The organism is Rhodohalobacter sp. SW132 (genome assembly GCF_003390325.1).
GTDB lineage: Bacteria > Bacteroidota > Rhodothermia > Balneolales > Balneolaceae > SW132.
In genome coordinates this window covers 196017-214505 of sequence record NZ_QUOK01000002.1, presented here as the reverse complement: position 1 = coordinate 214505, position 18489 = coordinate 196017, and the positions used below count along the sequence as shown (strand labels likewise).

13 protein-coding genes are annotated in these 18489 nt (G+C 41.2%); all 13 read right to left on the bottom strand.

The window, feature by feature from the left end; all coding sequences use genetic code 11:
• Positions 1-50: 50 nt before the first annotated feature.
• The 13 genes from DYD21_RS05560 to DYD21_RS05505 all read right to left on the bottom strand — a co-directional run bounded on the left by DYD21_RS05560 (position 51) and on the right by DYD21_RS05505 (position 18053).
• The gene (locus tag DYD21_RS05560; protein WP_116033866.1) at positions 51-800 is read right to left on the bottom strand and encodes a ThuA domain-containing protein; all 750 of its coding nucleotides are present in this window, start codon (positions 798-800) and stop codon (positions 51-53) included.
• Between the two features lie 192 nt (positions 801-992).
• Positions 993-1838, bottom strand: coding sequence for a sugar phosphate isomerase/epimerase (locus DYD21_RS05555; protein ID WP_116033863.1), 846 nt, complete (start codon positions 1836-1838; stop codon positions 993-995).
• A 286-nt stretch (positions 1839-2124) separates the two neighbouring features.
• Positions 2125-2343 (bottom strand): hypothetical protein, encoded by a 219-nt coding sequence (locus DYD21_RS20980; protein ID WP_116033860.1) that lies wholly within the window; start codon positions 2341-2343, stop codon positions 2125-2127.
• A gap of 79 nt (positions 2344-2422) precedes the next feature.
• Positions 2423-3184, bottom strand: a complete 762-nt coding sequence (locus tag DYD21_RS05545) for a ThuA domain-containing protein (protein WP_116033857.1) — start codon at positions 3182-3184, stop codon at positions 2423-2425.
• A 36-nt stretch (positions 3185-3220) separates the two neighbouring features.
• Complete coding sequence (locus DYD21_RS05540) at positions 3221-4102, bottom strand: hydroxypyruvate isomerase family protein (protein ID WP_116033854.1); 882 nt, start codon at positions 4100-4102, stop codon at positions 3221-3223.
• A 17-nt stretch (positions 4103-4119) separates the two neighbouring features.
• Entirely contained in the window at positions 4120-7170 is a 3051-nt protein-coding gene (locus tag DYD21_RS05535; RefSeq protein ID WP_158551429.1) for a PVC-type heme-binding CxxCH protein, read from the bottom strand.
• Between the two features lie 149 nt (positions 7171-7319).
• Positions 7320-9092, bottom strand: coding sequence for a RagB/SusD family nutrient uptake outer membrane protein (locus DYD21_RS05530; protein WP_116033849.1), 1773 nt, complete (start codon positions 9090-9092; stop codon positions 7320-7322).
• Between the two features lie 21 nt (positions 9093-9113).
• Positions 9114-12536 carry a SusC/RagA family TonB-linked outer membrane protein gene (locus DYD21_RS05525; protein ID WP_116033846.1) on the bottom strand — a complete coding sequence of 1141 codons (3423 nt, stop codon included), beginning with the start codon at positions 12534-12536 and terminating at the stop codon, positions 9114-9116.
• Positions 12537-12598: 62 nt separating this feature from the next.
• On the bottom strand, positions 12599-13609 hold the full coding sequence (locus tag DYD21_RS05520; RefSeq protein ID WP_158551428.1) for a FecR family protein: 1011 nt from the start codon (positions 13607-13609) through the stop codon (positions 12599-12601).
• Between the two features lie 107 nt (positions 13610-13716).
• Positions 13717-14286 (bottom strand): RNA polymerase sigma factor, encoded by a 570-nt coding sequence (locus DYD21_RS05515; RefSeq protein WP_116033842.1) that lies wholly within the window; start codon positions 14284-14286, stop codon positions 13717-13719.
• Between the two features lie 414 nt (positions 14287-14700).
• Positions 14701-14835, bottom strand: a complete 135-nt coding sequence (locus tag DYD21_RS21370) for a hypothetical protein (RefSeq protein WP_255415903.1) — start codon at positions 14833-14835, stop codon at positions 14701-14703.
• A gap of 4 nt (positions 14836-14839) precedes the next feature.
• On the bottom strand, positions 14840-16309 hold the full coding sequence (locus DYD21_RS05510; protein WP_116033840.1) for a hypothetical protein: 1470 nt from the start codon (positions 16307-16309) through the stop codon (positions 14840-14842).
• Between the two features lie 64 nt (positions 16310-16373).
• Complete coding sequence (locus DYD21_RS05505; RefSeq protein WP_116033837.1) at positions 16374-18053, bottom strand: LamG-like jellyroll fold domain-containing protein; 1680 nt, start codon at positions 18051-18053, stop codon at positions 16374-16376.
• Positions 18054-18489 lie beyond the last annotated feature (436 nt).

Genomic DNA, 18489 nt, shown 5'->3' with positions numbered 1-18489 from the left:
CGGTATTTTGACCGATCCATGAGATCTCAATATAGATTATTGGTATAAGCTTACTTGTCAAACGCCCATTCGAGCCCGTTCACGAGAAAATTCAGAAAGACTTCATCTTCCATCACGCCTGTGTTATGTCCGGCAGCAGTACCAACCACACGAGCATTTCCGTAAGTGTTAAGCCATAATACCGGGTGCCACTCTTCGGTTTCGGGTCCCCACGCCTCGGCAAGCGGAATCAAGTCGTCGTAGGTATCGGTTACGATATAGAGTTCATCGACCGGCTGGACCCAGGCAACTTCGGGAAATTCATCCATCACTCTGTGGTACCGGTTGATCGGTTCAATTTTAAAAGATCTCTGCTGTCGTTCGTGATAATACGTATCGAGGCCGATCAGACGGTCCCACTCTTCCGTTTCAGCATCCCGGAATGTATGCATTGCGCAGTGCAGAACAACCGCAGCAGCTCCGGAATCGTAATGAGCCTGTGTAATTCGCTCGATATACTCATTATCCGTAACATCGGCAAAACACATGTTATAAATGACGGCATCGTAACCATCAATCCAGTTTGATTCGTTGAATCGCTCAATAATAAAATCGTTTCGATCCTGACCTGCAGTAAAGTCCGTTTCCCAGGAAATATCCATGCGGTCTGTCAATTCACTTCTTAAAAACTCTTCCTGAGCCTCATAATCGTGATGTCCTCCTCCGGTAACATAGAGAACATTATGGGACTGGGCATGTGCTGTTATCGATAACAAGGCAAGAATTAAACTGCCCGCCACTCCAAATAGTATCTTTTTCATTGTAAGATTATTATATTATTAAATTAGTTATATACTCTGTTGAACTTTAAAATGTATATTTTGCAATACAAATATATAAGGGACGATTTTGATTTAGCCCCCAAATTTTTTTTGAAATTTTCAAAATTACCAAATAGGTAATGCCTTACTTGATAAGTTACAATACATAATTGATTTATAGCAAAAACTATATTATTTCATTGTTTTTTTTAAGAATTTCAATCCGTCAACAGCTAACTTATCAGGGCTTTCCTCCAAGTCTCTCCAGATTGCAGCAGCGGCAACAAGAGTATCGTTATCGCGTGAAAAAGTTTCTATGATTACATGACGATCATAATCAATTTCTTTTAAAGCAGTTGCCACTTCATCCCAGTCAAGTTGACCTGTTCCAGGCGTACCACGGTCATTCTCTGCAAGTTGTACATGATATAAATCTTTTCCTGCAAGCCGAATTGCTTCTCCGAGATTTTTTTCTTCAATTCCAGCATGAAACATATCAATCATAACCTTACACGCCTTGCTTCCAACTCTATTTACAACTTCTAAAGCCTGTTTTGTTAAATTAATAAAACTGGTTTCAAAACGGTTCAAAGGTTCAATACACATTACAACATCATTCGATTCCGCTTGATCTACCAACTTATTTAATTGCTCAACGTAAAGATCCATTTCCTTCGCATAATCATCTGAAGATCGCCAACATCGACCTACTTCAGCATAAATAGGACCTGCAAAAGATGGAGCGCCTAATTGATTCGCCTTATCCAGGCACTTTCGCATATATTCCATTCCATTATCCCGAACTTTTATCTCTGGGTGAATGAGATCTCTGCCAGGCCCCATAGCCGCACACGTAGTTACGTGGAGTCCATTGTCTTCAATTATTTTCCTGGCTTCAGATGCATCTAATAAATCCGGTTCATCAAGAGGAATTTCAATTGTATCAAATCCCCATTTTGATAATTTAGGAGCAAATGTAGCCACCACATCTGTAGTTATAGGAGAGGTCCAAAGCCATAAACTTACACCAAATTTCATAGTTATAAATTTAAATTTGATATTCTTATATCAGATAATATAGATTCTTAATCAAGAGTGCACAAATAACTAGTTCTCAATTCAATTTCCATAGGGCCTCTATGTTGCTGGTAATCATTTATATCTTCACTACTGTTAGCAGTAAACGCAAAACCGAATTTAATACAACTATCAGAACACTTATAAATACCTAATATTTATTTTTGATTTGAGTAATAATGATTTTTTATTCACACATCACAAGCCTGGACAATGAAAAAAATTATGAAGCTTTATTAGCCTGACCTTATTGATTTTTTCCAACATTGCCTGATATTTCAAGAATTAACATCTTTCGCTGAATATTTTTTCGGGTAAATTTCTTTTGACATACAGCTTCAAAAAGTACCCGTAAGTCAGGCATTTTAAATGCTTCTTTTAAAAGATTATTTGAGATGAGTTTACGGTCCATATCCAATTTTAAACAGTCAGTATCTTTTTCCTTAATCTGATTGTGATCGAACATTAGAGTGCTGGATATGAACCTTTCTCTAAGGCCAAAAAATCTGTTGACAAATATTTTACGAGAACAGCAATTCTTCCAGTTAGTCATGTAAACCCATTGCATATTCAATACCCTTCCAGAGATGGTTCATAAACAGTTCCTCGGAGTAAGACTCTTCTGTATGCCCGCCGCCTGTATAAAACACTCTTCCTCCATCAAATTCATGATACCAGGCAATAGGATGCATATCACTATGCTCACTACCTTCGAAACTTTGAGGATTTAACGTCATCAGTACATTCACATCATGATTGAAATCTCTAAAATTATACCATTCATCCCTCCGTTCAAACTCATCCGGCAGCATGGTCATCGATGGGTGATTGGAATTCTCAACATTCAGGGTTGCGGTTTGTATTTGAGGATGACTGCTGAAATAAGCGCCCACCAGTTCATTATACCAGGGCCATTCATATTCTGTATCAGTTGCTGAATGTATTCCAACAAAACCGCCACCATTTTGAATATAGCTTTTAAAAGCAGCACGCTGGTCATCATTAAAGACAGTCTGAGTTGTACTCAGAAACACAACGGCATCAAAAAGGGCCAGATTTTCGTCAGTAAACAGTGCTGCATTTTCAGTTGCTGTTGCCGACACTCCGTTTTCTTTAGCCCATTCCATTAATGCTTCTCTGCCGGTTTCTATAGAACTATGCCGAAACCCTGCAGTTTTTGAAAAAATCAAGATGTTATTTCCATCATCAAAATCCTTTATAACTAAATCCGGCAAATCACTGCCGTTAGCAGTAAACGCAAAAACTGAAATTAAAATAACTGTCAATACACTTATCAAATACTTCATACTTATTTTAGACTTGAGAAATTAGGATTGATCTATTCACACATCACATACCTTAACACCATGATTCAGAGCTTCAAAGGGCTCATCCCATGTGGGTATAAACTCTTGTCCAATGTAACCATCATACCCTGTTTCTACGATTGCCTCCATTATGGCAGGATAGTAAAGTTCCTGAGTCTCGTCAATCTCATTTCTTCCCGGTACACCTCCGGTATGGTAATGCGAGAAATAGTCGTGATAGTCTCGGATGGTTCGTATCACATCCCCTTCCATGATCTGCATATGATAAATATCATACAGGAGCTTAAAATGATCTGAACCGATTCGGTCCACCATCTCAACTCCCCAGGGTGTATTGTCACACTGGTAATCAGGATGATTTACTTTACTGTTCAGCAACTCCATGCTTACAATGATGTCATGTTTTTCAGCAGTGCTCATAATGCGTTTGATACCTCTCTCACAATTTTCCCACCCGGTTTCATCATCCATTCCGTTTCTGTTACCTGAGAATGTGATAATCTGTTTGAATCCTGCTTCTGCCACTTGCGGGATCACTTCTTCAAATGATTCCACGAGTTCATTATGGAGTTCAGGATTATTCCATCCCCTCTCAATACCAAGTCCTGCTCCCCAGGGCATGGCACAGTCCAGATTGTATTTTTTCAAAATGTCCCACTCATCGGGTCCAACCAGTTCAATGGAAGTAATTCCGATCTCATTTGCAGCCTGACAGAGTTCCTCAAGACTGAAATCGCTGAATGTCCATCTGCAGACAGAATGATTGACTCTGCCCTTTAAATCATATTTCTCCAAAGTTTTATCAGCTCTATTAATTCCCTTAAACATTCCCAAAAAAGCAGTTGAGCCGGCCAAAGCTCCCAATTTACCTATCGCATTACGTCTTGAAATTTTCATAACTATCTGATTTTGTTTTAGTTTTGAAGTGTAGTTAAGTACTCGACCAAATCAATTAATTCCTGCTCAGTCATACTATTTTGCATAGCAGGCATTAATGATTGCTCCATCTGTTCTCTGGAAGTTATTTCATTTACATCATAACTGCTGGTAAATCCGCCTGGCAGTCGCAGGACGAGTTCAGAGGTGGTTTCACTTTCAATGATACCGGAAATTTGAGAACCATCATTTAAATGGAATATGTAGCCTTCATATCCGAGCACAACACCTGCATTCGGTTCAAGGATTGCATTATAAAGACCTTCTCTGGGCAATTTATCTGCGATGGCCGATAACTCAGGGCCGAAATGTGTGCCGCGTCCTTCTGCCTGATGACATATCTGGCAGGTTCTGTCATATACCATACGGCCATTTTCTATATCACCAGTTTGTTGTATAAGCTCTGATACCGGCCTGATATCAACCTCTTCAGCTGCACCTGCCAGATGCAAATATTCCCTGGCACCTTCCCGGATACTTGCTCTGTATGCACCTAGCAGAACGTTAGCTGCAGCTGTCTCCAGTTCAGCAGGGATAACTCCGTCACGAGCCATGTCAAGCAGCCAGTCTTCAGAATTCCAGCTACCGTACCCAAAGGCTTCAATTGCCTGTTGCCGGGTTTCCAGATCTTTACTTTCATCCAGCACAGTTGTTCGTAAAAAAGTCAGAGACTGATTACTGCCCACAGGCCCCAAAGCACGTAATGCACTCTCTACTTCATGTTGATCCGAACTTTCAATCATTGCTTCCAGACGATCACTTCCACCATGACTGAGCATATGCCTTGCTGCATTAATTCCAAGAGTGCTGTCGGGATAACTGACTATTAAATCAGCAAGTTCATCGTGTCGGTTTTCAAGTCGAAAGCGTTCAACCAGATCCAGATACTCATATGTGCCTTCAGCACGATCAAGTGCCCGGTTTAACGCCTGCATCACTTCAGGGTATCGTTCTGCATCTTCCCTGTTTAGCTGTTGAAGTGAATATGTTGTAATACTCGTTTGCTGTGGATGATCTCCCTCGAGCAAACCTATCAATGTCTCTGTTTTCAAATCACTTGTGTGAAAATGGAAAGCCCTGAAATAACGTGAATTATCATCAATATCTGTTGAATGATTTGTAATAATATTAGCCAGCAATGGCAGTGCACGTTCCGATCTTGATCTCCAGATGATGTCACGGCCGGCAGGATTATCCCATTCCTCATCGATATATTCAAGCCAGGACGATAAAAAAGCATCCCACTGCCTGTCTGCTGCAATTCCCAAAGCTTCCAGATACCATCGATCCTGGCCATCATGCTGAGCAGCAAGTTCTGCCCATAACCGAGGTGCTTCAGAAGATTCGTTATGTCGGAGAGCAATCGCTGCTTCCCTGCGAACCTGTGGAGAAGGATCACTGACCATTCGCTCAATGATTGGTATGATGTCAATATCAAGCTGACGGGCAGCACGAATACCAGTGATCCGGATATCAGGGTTTTCATCCTGCAATGCCTCGTCAATATAATATTCGCTTCTACCATCAATTTTTGTTAATAACCAGAGAGCTCTCGCTCTGAATACTGAATGGTCAGAATTCCACATGTCAGCCAGTGCATTCTCAGAATCTGTCCCCCATTCATGAAGTCGCAGCCAGGCTTTCGACCTTGTTTCATGATTTGGACTTTTCAATGCGTCAATTGCTCCTTCAATAGTTGAATAATTAACTTCAGGTACACGATAAGGTGTATTTTCAGGAGCTATCCGATAGACCCTTCCCCTGTCTGGTGCCCGATACTGATGTCCGCCAACACCGGGGTCATACCAATCAATAACAAACAATGAACCGTCCGGAGCCACTGCAACATCAACCTGTCGAATCCACTGATTATCTGGTGCCACCATGAGATTTTCAATCGTTGCTGAGTATCCTGCCCCATCCTTTTCAACTGGATATGCCCGAACAACATTATGGAGAGGTTCTGTATGAATCATTTGATTGTGAAAAACCTCAGGCAACAGATCACCTTCATAAACGATAATCCCGGTTGGTGACCCTGATCCCGTATCAAGAAGATTAGGGACGACACCCGGATCATTTTGATGCCAGTGCCTGTCATGAACGGCATCTTCAAGGTTGACTCTCCGGGTTCTCCATCCTGCACCAGTCATTTCGTCTGTGTAGCCATAATTGCCATATTCCATGACAAAATTAATCCTCACCGAACGGTTACCGTCATCATCATTATCCGATTGCCATAATGTTCCGTAGGAGTCGACTGCTACTTCATAGTTATTCCTGAAATTGTGTCCGAGAACCTCAAATTCCGATCCGTCCCTGTTCATACGAAATACCATTCCTTTTCGGTAGATATCATCTTCTTCTGTTACCCTGTTTCCGGACTCATCAACAACGATTTCTCCGTCAGGTGTTCTAATTTGGCTTCCCGCATCTCCAAAATTAAAATAGAGTTTACCATCCGGGCCGAACACAAATGCGTGTACACCATGATCATGATCCTCACCACCGATGCCTGTAAATAGTATTTCCTTTGTATCTGCCTGATCATTACCGGTAGTATCAGTTAAAATCATAACATCGGGACTTCTTGAAACAATGGCTTTGTTACCCAGAACCATAATACCAAGCGCCGAATTGATATCATTACCCTGATAAAAAACGATTTCCTTATCAGCCTTCCCATCACCATTCGTATCCTCGAGTATAACGATCCGGTCTCCTTCTTCTTTTTGAGGTATATCTGGATTTAATCTCGGTCGATAATTCACACCTTCAGTTATCCAAACTCTCCCTTTGTCATCAACATCCATATTGGTAGGGTTTCTGACCATATCTTCAGAAGCAAAAAGAGTAATGTCAAGTCCTTCTCTCATTTCTACACCCAGCAGTGCATAGTCGGGGTTGTGTATTTCGTCACCAGACAGATCATTTATATCGATACCATCATCTTTATCTATAGCAGGGTAACTTTGACAGGAAATATAAAAGAGGACAAATAACGGGAAAATCAGGTATATAGATGACAACAACGGTATATTAAAACAAGATACATTTCGATTACTAACTTTCATACAGAATCCAGTAGTGTTTGACATTTTTATGATGAAATAAATATAGCATAAGCACCCGAACCAGGTTCAACTGCTTACGCTACTTGGAATCAAAAGAAGAATTTTCAATCATATCCCGGATTTTGAACCAGGTTGTCATTACTGTTGATTTCATCCCGCCAGATCGGAAGGAAATAGGCTCGGTCATTCCATCCACGATTATCCGTGGCCTCAACAGAATATTCATAAGTATAAGAGCCATCACCATTCAGTCTTCCTATGATTCTGATTCGTTGGCCATCTTGATACACATCCGGAGCAATCATCCAGCGACGAACATCAAAGAATCGGTGCTCTTCGAATGCAAGTTCAACCCTTCGTTCATTTCGTACCCTTTCAAGGAGTTCGTCTCCTGACTCTGCAACTGGTACATCCGGCATTCCGGCCCTTCGACGGATTTGATTTAATGCATCCCTGGCATCGCCATATTCACCGAGTTCAGCTGAAGCTTCAGCGTAGTTGAGAAGAATTTCAGCATACCTCAAGTATATCCAGGGCCGATCCTGCATCTCAAACTGATGATTTACAGTCGGATCCAGAAACTTTCGCATATAATAGCCTGTATGAGTTCCGTTCCAGTCTTCGATTGGTCCACTTCTTGTGTCAAGACCAGGCCTCATATCGCTCTGTCCGGCAACTTCATAGTCTGCAGTCTGAACAATACCGTCCGGATCGAGCGCCAGCATGTTATCCGGCCGCTGTCTCCATTGTGAACCGTTGTAAAAAATGGAAGCGTAAAAACGCGGATCCCGGTTTACATATGGGTCATTGGCATGATCCGGATTATTCCAGTTAAAGGGAGTTCCATCAGCCATTTCATAGGCATCTACATGCTGTTGCAGTGGAGTATCTCCACCCCAATTATGCCAGCCGTTAGGACCATTAAAAAGACCTATATCAGCTTGAAACCAACTGTATGAATGTGATGGTGTAAAATGGTGCTGGAGGATCGTTTCTGCATGGCCATCAACAAGCCAGATATTGGCATAGTTTTCCGCTGCTGAGTCGCCCGGTGCCGGGTTTGCTTCATGCAAACGGTAAAAGTTCATATCGATGACCTCCTGTGCAGCATCTTTCGCTGCTCTCCAAAGTGCCTGCTGGTTTGCGCCATTGTATCCGGTCTCGGGCATACCACCTGGATTTACATGATAGAGGTCACTTGCTGCATACAGATGTACGCGGGATTTCAAGGCCAATGCTGCACCTTTTGTAGCCCGTCCATCCTGACTTTGAACCTCGGGAAGCAAAGATGCAGCCTGATCCAGGTCTGATATAATCTGATCAATAGTCTCCTCAAAAGAATTGCGGGAAACAAAAAAATCATCTTCCAATGTATGTGGCACAGTCAGTACAGGTACTCCACCCCATAAACGGGCAAGATTATGATAAAAATACGCTCTCAGGAACAATGCTTCTCCCTTCATGATATTTTTGTCATGTTCAGACATTGTAACATCATCAATATTATCAAGCAAAATGTTGGCATCCCGGATTTTACTATAGTTATCATCCCACCTGAAATGAGGAAACCAATTCTCCCAGCTCCTGAAAAATCCCAGATTATCAGGAGTGATTATGGATTGCCTTACAGGCCCATCATCCCAGCCGTGTGTATGTTTTGTTTCATCCACACCTGATGCTAATGCCAGTGCGACATAACCGTTCCCCATTCCCTGATAGATATCATTCAGGTATAACCTTGCCAAACCGGGATCATTCCAGACATCTTCTTGCGACATCTCACTTAACGGCTGAACATTCAGCGCGGAGTGATCACATGCCGAAAAGAATGCCAGTGAACCCAGAATTACTAATATAATAATAATTAAATTTTTCATAGGTATGTTTCAGTTATGATATTAAAAAGTTAAAGAGACACCGAGGTTAAAAACTCGCTTCTGTGGATAGTATTGACCAGAACTGCTTGCAGCTTCCGGATCCATTACATTCAAACTATCCCAGGTCAAGAGATTAAATCCATTAGCATAGACTCTGAACCTTTGTAACCCTAAGCGATTACTAACATCCTGGGGAAGGTTATAACCAATCTCGAGATTTTTAAGCCTGACGTAATCGGTATTTCTTAAAAAGTAAGTATTAGCATTACTTGACCAATATTCATCACCCCTGTTCCAGGTTCTTGGGTGGGTCGTGCTCGGATTATCTTCTGTCCACCTATTCTCTGCAAATTCAGCCAGGAAATTTCCAATCTCACCGGATTCAGTATTCAGATAGTGCACTGCTCCGGCTGCACCCTGAAACAGAACTGAGAGATCAAAATTTCTGTACACTGCATTGATGTTCAGGCCACCATTCCATTTTGGAAGATGGTTTTTATCGATGCGAATTCTGTCTCGTCCATCTATTACACCGTCCCCATTGACATCTTCAAAAATGATATCGCCAGGACGTGCACCTTCCCAGCTTGGAGTATTTGCGATTTCTTCTTCATCCTGGAAAATTCCTATCGCATTGTAATAAAGGCTTGTATTCATCGGTGAACCGGTGGATCTCTGCCATTCTGGTGCGCCGGGAGCTTCATCCCAGAAATTGATCTCATTGGTCGCATAGCTGGCATTCAACCTGATATCAAACATAAAACTTCCACTAACCTGGTTTCGATAGGTTATTGAACCATCAAAACCATAACTGGATACCTCTCCAATATTTTCACGAGGTAAACTAAAACCTGATGTCATAGGAACTGATGCATTTCTAAACCAGAGGATATCCTCACGCAGATAATTGAAGTAGTCCAGTTCAATTGAAAACCGGTTATTCAGAAATTCTGCTTCAAAACCAACGTCAAATTGGTTAGCAACTTCCCAGGTAACGTTTTCATTTGGACTTCGGGTTGGGTGAATACTGTTGACAATAACATTATTATCAAAGACATAACCACTGCCAAATCCGAATGTAGCAAGATATTGGAATTCATCGATGCGGTCATTTCCAGTTTGTCCCCAGGATGCCCGAAGTTTCAATTCGTCAAAGAAACCGGTCATTTCACGAAACCAGTTTTCCTGGGTTAATCTCCAACCAACAGAAGCAGCAGGGAAGAAACCGAACCTTTGACCTTCAGGGAATATGTATGAACCGTCATATCGCCCAACGAACTCAAACAGGTATTTGGCTTGGTAGTCGTAATTAAACCGTGTGAAGTAGTTTTGCCGAATACCTTCTGAAGCACTTCCTGTATTGGTTAGTTCATCGTCACCACCGGCAAAAAGCTGATCGATTTGATCAGATGCAAAATAACGACGAAACGCATTCATATACGAATTATTGAATGTCTGGCGCTCGGTTCCTAACAAAACACCAAATGAATGGTCCTGAAGATCAAGCTGGTAATTGGCAACCAGGTTCACCATGATATCTTGGCCGCTACCGCGTTCCTGAAACAGTCTGGGTTCAGCATACCCTCTTGAGGAACCTTCCAGCGCAGGTTCACCGTTCTCATATGTTTCATAATCCCAGGTATATAATGTCCACGGTGTTTGCCATACACTTTGTTCCCTGAAATTTCTGTCATAGGCAATATTACTTCTTACTGATAGGCCCGGAACAGCGGGAACTTCAATATTGACACTAAGATTACTTTGAAAGTAATACCGTTCATCATTGTTATAGCCTGTTTCCGGTGTTCCCACAACAACCGGGTTGTCCCCATATTCAATGTCAGGACCCGGTAATCCATTTGGCCAATAAGCCGGTAAATGAGGTTTGCCTCTCATAACCATCCGAAAAATATCACCCGAAGATCTTGTCGGGTAGTTTCGATCTTCAAATCGGCCCGTTACATCAAATCCAAGAGTTACATTGTCGGTAATGCGTCCGTCAATATTACTTCTGAATTGATACTGATTATATCGCGTTGCACTGTTATGATAGAAGCCATCTTCCGTTAACCCACCGAATGATACATAATATTGTACTGATTCACTGCCACCAGAAACAGACATATCTGCACGAGATTGGTGTGAAACAGGTTTAAGAGTTTCAGCAAACCAATCTGTATCTGGATAAAGCCAAGGATCTGTACCCTGCCTGTGATTTTCGATTCTTTCCTGTGAATACGGAGCGGCATTTCCTCTGTATAGAGAGATTTCATTCAACATTTCCAGGTAAGTGGCAGCATCCGCCATTTCTGGTACTCTTGTAGGTTGATTGAATCCCTGATTGAAATCAACATTGAACTGAGTAGCACCTACCTGTCCCCGTTTCGTGGTAATAAGAATCACCCCATTAGCCGCCTGTGCCCCATAAATTGCTGCAGATGCATCTTTCAACACACTTATATTTTCAATATCTCTTGGATTCAAACGCTCCAATCCACCTGACCGGTTAGGAACTCCGTCAATTACGACCAGAGGTGAATTATCACCGAGTGTATGTTCTCCACGAATACGGATCATCGCACCATCTGCGCCGGGTTCACCGCTTGTATTCACAGTAACAACTCCGGGAAGTTGACCAGATATGCTGTTTGATATATTCGTGACAGGTGCCTGTTGAAGTCTTTCACCTGAGATAGATGTTACGGATCCAGTTAATGTCTCACGAGCCCTTGTACCATAACCTACAACTACGAGTTCTTCAGTTCCAAATATCTGCATCTGAAGTTCAACGTGGATTTCACTTCTGCCATCAATGGGAACTTCCTGTCTCTGATAACCGATGTATGTAAAAACCAGTATTTCCTGAAGAGAGGGAACCGTCAATGTGAAGTTTCCATCGGTATCAGTAGCTGTACCAGTTTCTGTACCCATTATAAGAATATTCACCCCAGGCAAAGATTCACCTGTATTGACATCCACAACTGTTCCACTTACAGTTTCCTGGCGATCTACATCTAAGTTCATCGCTGAAATACTATTTAAAGGAGTTTTGATCTCCTGAATTGATATAACCGATCCATTCGAAATGTAATGGGCTGATAGCCCAGTTCCCTCAAGCAAAATATTTACTGCTTCCAAAACGGGCATCTCTTGTATCACAAGAGAAGCGCTTCCATCCGGAATTAAATTGGAGTTATAAGAGATTCCAAGGTTAGCCTGTTCTGCAATATATTCCAATGCATCAGTAAGTTTCATGTCTTTCAGATCAGCTGTCAGAAGATCCTCCTCAAAATCATTTTGAAGACTTACAAGGTATTCGGACCCAATAGTTTGTGCATTTGATGTTATCGGAGAAAGTATCATACTTACACCGGCAAATAACATCACAATACAGACCAGCATGAATACCGATCCAGAATTTGTATCTTTGCTTAATTCATTCATCCTTTGTGTGATTTAAAGTTATTGTTTAATTTTTGAGGATATCGTAACTAAGGCACTTGATTTTAATTTGTTTTCTGATTCCAGTGTATTGTCCCATTTCTGATGGTGTAATCAATGTTTAATCCTTCTGCTATTGTACTTAGAGTGTGCTCCAATGAACCTCTTTTGAAATTTGCGGTTAGTCGAAGGGAATTCAAATCATCGCTTTCTATTTTATTGGTTATATCAAAAATTCTTTCAAGCTGTTGCAATACTTCTTCAAAAGGCGTATTGGTAAAAACGATACTTCCATGGTACCAGCTCATGTAATTATGAACCTCTGAGGACTCGGTATGCAAACTCATGTTATTAGTTTCATATATCCCAATCATATTTTCGGTGAGAGTTGTACCGGAATTCTGTTTTACATTTTTAAATGAGACTTTACCTTTTTCGACGGCAACTATTACTTGCCCTGTCTGATTATTGCTTTTTATATTAAATACAGTACCTAATACAGAGACTTCTGTATCGTCCGTATAAATCCTGAACTCCCTGTTTTCCCGGCTTGAGACATTAAAATATGCCTGCCCTTCGAGTGATATCTCAAAATCTTCGTTCGATGGATCTTCAGATATCGTTAATTTTGAATTTTCACTTAATCCGATCATGCTTCCATCTGATAAGTTAACTCTCTGCATTTCATAAGGACCTGTTGAATATCTGTATTCTACATCAGGTGTATTCGTGTGAATGATTTGCAACAAAAAAAGAAGTGAAAATAAAACAAGTATTGTTGCTGCAACCAGTTTGTAGGAATTCCTTCTTGTGTTTCTTATCGGTTTTTTCAGAATTGCTTCTGTATTTTCTCTGGAAATACGATGCAGAATTGAATTCAGGACGGCATGTTTTCTGACTTTATATATAGGTACTTTAGAATTGATTTCATTTGAAGAAGCAGCATTTTGAAAATGATTTTCAAGATATCTGGTACCCTCTACTGATTGAAACCATTCCAGTATTATTTCAGCCTCTTTTCTGGTTGCTGTACCATTAAAATATTTATCAAGTAAATTCTGATCTGGTGTTTTCATGCCCAAATTGTATTGCATTTACTATAAATACAACACGGTAAGCAAAAAGTATGTGATAAATATTCACCAGCTTCTAAAGAATACCCTAAATATTGATTTAAATGAGACTAAGGAGAGGTTTTCTTAGATGAATTTTGATAAGTGAATATAAGCTCTTGCATTTTTTTTTTAGCCAGATAGTAATGTGATTTCACGGTATTTTCAGACAAGCCCAACTCGGACGCTATCTCTTTATTACTAAAATCTCCAACTCTTTTAAGTTCATATACCCGCCTTTTTGCGACAGGTAAGTTTTCCAGACAATGCTCTATTAGCGAATGAAGTTCTGAACAGATTACTGCACCATCAGTTTCATTTACTTTATTCGTGTTAATTCTAGAGTATTCAAATTGGCGCAATATTCTTCTCTTGTTAATTTTTAACAAGTTCAGAACATGATTTTTCAACGAAATTAACAGAAATCCCTTTATAGATCTGTTTTCATCAAGCTGGTGTCTTTGATTCCAGAGTTTTAAAAAAATATCCTGAACTGCATCTTCTGCAAGTTGTTGATCCCTGAGAAATTGAAAAGCAAGTCTGTGCAATTGGTCACAGTACAACCAATAAATTTCTCTGAATGCTTCCTCACTCCCTTCAATGATTTTTTGAACTAATTTTGTATCGTTCAGATCATGCATTATTAGTTTATCAAGTTAGACATTGAGCTATAAATGTAGACTGAAGTTTAATTAGTAAAGGAATATTGTAAATAGCAAATTCAAGTTATGATTATATTTTCAGCTATAAACCTTATATGAAGATGTAAAGTCCAATTAGCTGACTGAACGGCATTATGGTATGGATACCGGTATTTTACAATGGATGAAACATATACATGCGCTAAGTTTGGATAAAATAGCCGGATGCAGAATCATCAAGAAATGGAAGTCAGAATGTGATGGTTTTTTCTATCTCCTGCCCAATAATTTCCAACTACGAACCAGATCTCTTTTTATTCCTGGTAATCAGTTTGGAAAGCATTCGGTGCCGTCCCCTTCGAATAACTGATCAGTGAGTGTTTTTCATTAGTTCTAACCGGTGGGTATAATGCCTTAATTATCATTCAGCCACACGTCAATCTGCAGATCGCCATCGGGACTTGTAAGCTGGGATGAGTTATCATCCGCACAGCCACTAACAATGAGTGCAATACCCATCAGAAACATCACATATTTCAAAATTTTCATGGTACTATTTTTGATTAAAGTTGGCAGATACTTCACTTGATCCACTATGCAACTGCTGTAATGTATACATAACAGCGGGATGCATAACGTTTACTCCGTCTGTACTTTCAATTTCACTGAAGTTCATTTCATAAATATATCCAGGTTCGAGATCTTCGATATCAAACTTAATTTCGTTTCGATCCCGCGTTATTCTCATATTTGACACTGTTATTTCTTCAATCCCAAGTTTGGGTGATCCGTACGAAGCATCATAGCGGTAATGATATCGCTCAATGAGAAAATCTCCTTCTTGCGGCAGAGTTTCAGATTCAACGGGCCGGGTAAATCGTACCCGAAAACCTTGATCAGTCAGACGTACATGTTCCACTTCCATAGGAATTTTTCCAGTCCAGCTGATCTTCTGAATTCCCGTTGATCCAGTCCAGTTTCTTTCGCGATGAGTCTGGCCCAGCCACAAATTTCCATCATGATCAAAAACCATCCGGTTATTTCCCTGGTCCAAACCGTGACTATCGTGAAATTTCACAGCCGCACCCTGGGTTACACCATTCACCTCTTCCAGCATGACCCTGATTAAGTGCGGATGATTCATTTCACCAATCAGGATTTGTCCGGAAAATGGCCCAAATGCTCCATCCGTGGAATCTTCCAGCGGCTGAGTAGGCGAGTTCGATAAATCACCATGAGGAAACTCCGCAGCAGGCATCACTCTGCGATTATCAAAATAAGTGGAGTTGTAATCAGCCACCACGCCTTTATCCCAGCCATCTTCCCAGGCAAGACTAATGGGATGTCCGTAAAATTTTTCTTTTTCAACCTGATGAATCACGCTGGTTCCTATCCAGTCTCCTTCGTTATCTGTCACATACAAATTGCCTTCACTGTTCAGAAGTATTCCATTAGGGCTCCGAAATCCTGAAGCAAAAGGCTCCAGTTTACCATCAGGTGTTGTTTTGATCACCCAGCCCCTGTAAGGTATTGCTGAAAACATCCTTCCCTGGCGTCCATCCGGATTAATCTCTCCCCGCGTTTCATATCGTACACCAGCTCCATTTGAAGCGACATTCAGTGTAGAATAAAAATTATTATCCTCATCCCTTACAAGCCCGAAATGAAATTCATGATAATTGCCCGACATCCCAAACTGATTATTTACGGTTTCATAGCGGTTTGCGCGGCCATCCCCATTTGTATCCCGGAGCCTGGTTATTTCAGGATATTGTGTTACATAGATCTCGTCTGCAGCTTCGGCATACACACCAAGAGGATTGTGCAGTCCTTCTGCAAATCGTGACCATTCTTCCGTATCCGGTGAATAAAAATATACCTCACCCCGATTGAACACAAAAACCAGACGGCCATCATCCAGCAGATCGATTCCCCCCACCTCAGCTGCAACCCCCTCCGGCAGACTGATGTTCTCTATTTCATAACACTCACTCCACTCGGTACATACCTGGGTACATGCCATAAAAGTACATATCAAGCATATGATAGAACAAGACCTCAAAATCATGTTACGTTTTTTCATAGCATTACTCCCCGTTTAAATGATCCGCCTGCTTTTCATACAGACTGTTAAGCTCATCCTCATTCAATACTCTTCTCCAGATAAGAATCTGGTCGAGATATCCATCCATGTGATATTCTTCATTACTGGCCCCAATTGTAAATGGCTGGTCATAAAGCAGCGTACCCATTCGCAGATTTGTTTCCAGATTTCCATTTACGAAAACCTCCATATCTGAACCACTCCGGGTCCACATAAAGTGATTCCACTCCCCCGGCTGGATCGATGCAGAAAGATTTTCGCTATTCTGTTCACCATACTCATCGGGATAATGGATTTTAAATAATCCGTCATGAAATAGTAATGAAAACTCTCTGCCAGAATCTTCATCCCTCTGCCCAAAAATGAATTGATTATTTTTTTCACTGTCCTGGATTTTTACCCATCCGGCAAACGTCATATCGGGATCGACAATATCCCCGTAAATTTTTGATAATTTCTCGTGTTCCTCAAAATGGAGTGACCGGCCCACCACTCCCTCGCGAACCCGGTCGTTTTGAAATTGGGTCCACGGATCGTCGTTCATCGACCAGTAACCAATGGGTTCATGTTCGGGACGTTCAATGAAATCAATTGAAAATGCTTCAGCTTCTTCTGCTGATAGTTTCAGCACTCCATTGTCCCATTCACCCGCAGAACTCCGGAATTCAGCCCCGGCGTTTAGATCTGTGACAAAATAGACCGGTTGATCGATGTCCTGTATCTCAAACTCCATGCGCAGCCCTGTATCGTCCGGAAGACTGCTAATGTATTGGTGGACTCTATATTGATCCATGTAATACTCGAATCCTGGCAACTCATCGATCAATTCGTATCCCAGGAAACTCCTGGAGGGAATGTAGGATGTTTCTCCCAGCCGAATAGGGAACTCTCTCAATGCCCGATAATAAATATGACCTTCTACTTCAGAAAAATCGGATTGATTTCCTGTCCAGTGTTGCTCGCTGTCCAAAAATCCGCCCCACCATGCATACCGCAAATGGGCCGTATCTGCATCCCAAATAAAAGATAGATTTCGCCCTGCATGCACACCGATTGCGGATGGGCCGGCATCCCGTATAAAGGTACGGCGAACTTCTTTCCTGGGGGCATCAGCTGGATTGTGTTCCCATATCAATAAACGATCCCTGTCGGTTTCTAATTCATCCCGAAGATATTCAGGTATATTGGGATCCTCAGAAAGTTCGGGGAGTGAAGTTTCATCTGAGGTTACGTACATCACTCCAAACATCCGGTCGGGGTGGCCCGGAAATGTACAAACATATGGGTATTCGCCTTCATCATCCGGCGCAGTGAATCTTATAGTTTGTGTTTCTCCATAAGAAATCACCTCAGTTGCCCAGAGAACTAAATTTGTATCCGGTACAAAATTTTCAGCCATACCGCTCGCGAGTCCCAATTCTGCAACCTCTTCACGTGCACCGGGCTGTGTTATCAGAAGATTATGCATCATATCGTCCCGGTTACGAAATACCAATTCGACTTCTTGACCCGGTTTTACGGCGAATCGAACGGGAGAAAACTGTAATCCTTCAATGGCATCTATCTCTATTCTAAAGGGTTCATTTTCCTGAAATCCGGCCAAAAAGAACCAAGACAAAACCCCAATCAATAAACAGGTTGAGGTGATAATTGTTTTTTGCATTCAACTGCTGTGTAAATTGCTACAGATTTGATTTGCTGTTACTGAAATTGTATGACTGAAGATATTGTATGAATGTTATAATACAAAAGAGACCCTCAGTAATGATCAATCGTTTATATCTTTTTTCATTAACTGTAATTCACACGAATCTTTATAAAAGAAAGAAGATTGAAATGAACTATCTCGGGACAGGACCCGTGAGGTGTCAACTTTAATCCCATACCTTTCTGGTCGATATGGAGGTTATCCTGGAGTATCCCACTTTGAGAGGCTTTGAGAAAATACCTTGTAAAATTATCAATGCCTTTAATTTTTTAACCGCGGGGGCGCAATCAACCGCAAAGGGTACTTATTCATATTCTTTGCGTATTCAGCGACCTTGGCGGTATATATTTTTAGGGTATTACAAGATCATAAATCATTATCTCACAGCCTC

Coding starts and splice junctions, on each gene's coding strand:
- DYD21_RS05520 (WP_158551428.1), bottom strand. CDS start 13,609: ATGAAAACACCAGATCAGAATTTACTTGATAAATATTTTAATGGTACA.
- DYD21_RS05555 (WP_116033863.1), bottom strand. CDS start 1,838: ATGAAATTTGGTGTAAGTTTATGGCTTTGGACCTCTCCTATAACTACA.
- DYD21_RS05515 (WP_116033842.1), bottom strand. CDS start 14,286: ATGCATGATCTGAACGATACAAAATTAGTTCAAAAAATCATTGAAGGG.
- DYD21_RS05525 (WP_116033846.1), bottom strand. CDS start 12,536: ATGAATGAATTAAGCAAAGATACAAATTCTGGATCGGTATTCATGCTG.
- DYD21_RS05505 (WP_116033837.1), bottom strand. CDS start 18,053: ATGCAAAAAACAATTATCACCTCAACCTGTTTATTGATTGGGGTTTTG.
- DYD21_RS05540 (WP_116033854.1), bottom strand. CDS start 4,102: ATGAAAATTTCAAGACGTAATGCGATAGGTAAATTGGGAGCTTTGGCC.
- DYD21_RS05560 (WP_116033866.1), bottom strand. CDS start 800: ATGAAAAAGATACTATTTGGAGTGGCGGGCAGTTTAATTCTTGCCTTG.
- DYD21_RS05530 (WP_116033849.1), bottom strand. CDS start 9,092: ATGAAAAATTTAATTATTATTATATTAGTAATTCTGGGTTCACTGGCA.
- DYD21_RS05545 (WP_116033857.1), bottom strand. CDS start 3,184: ATGAAGTATTTGATAAGTGTATTGACAGTTATTTTAATTTCAGTTTTT.
- DYD21_RS21370 (WP_255415903.1), bottom strand. CDS start 14,835: ATGAAAATTTTGAAATATGTGATGTTTCTGATGGGTATTGCACTCATT.
- DYD21_RS05510 (WP_116033840.1), bottom strand. CDS start 16,309: ATGGCATGTACCCAGGTATGTACCGAGTGGAGTGAGTGTTATGAAATA.
- DYD21_RS20980 (WP_116033860.1), bottom strand. CDS start 2,343: ATGTTCGATCACAATCAGATTAAGGAAAAAGATACTGACTGTTTAAAA.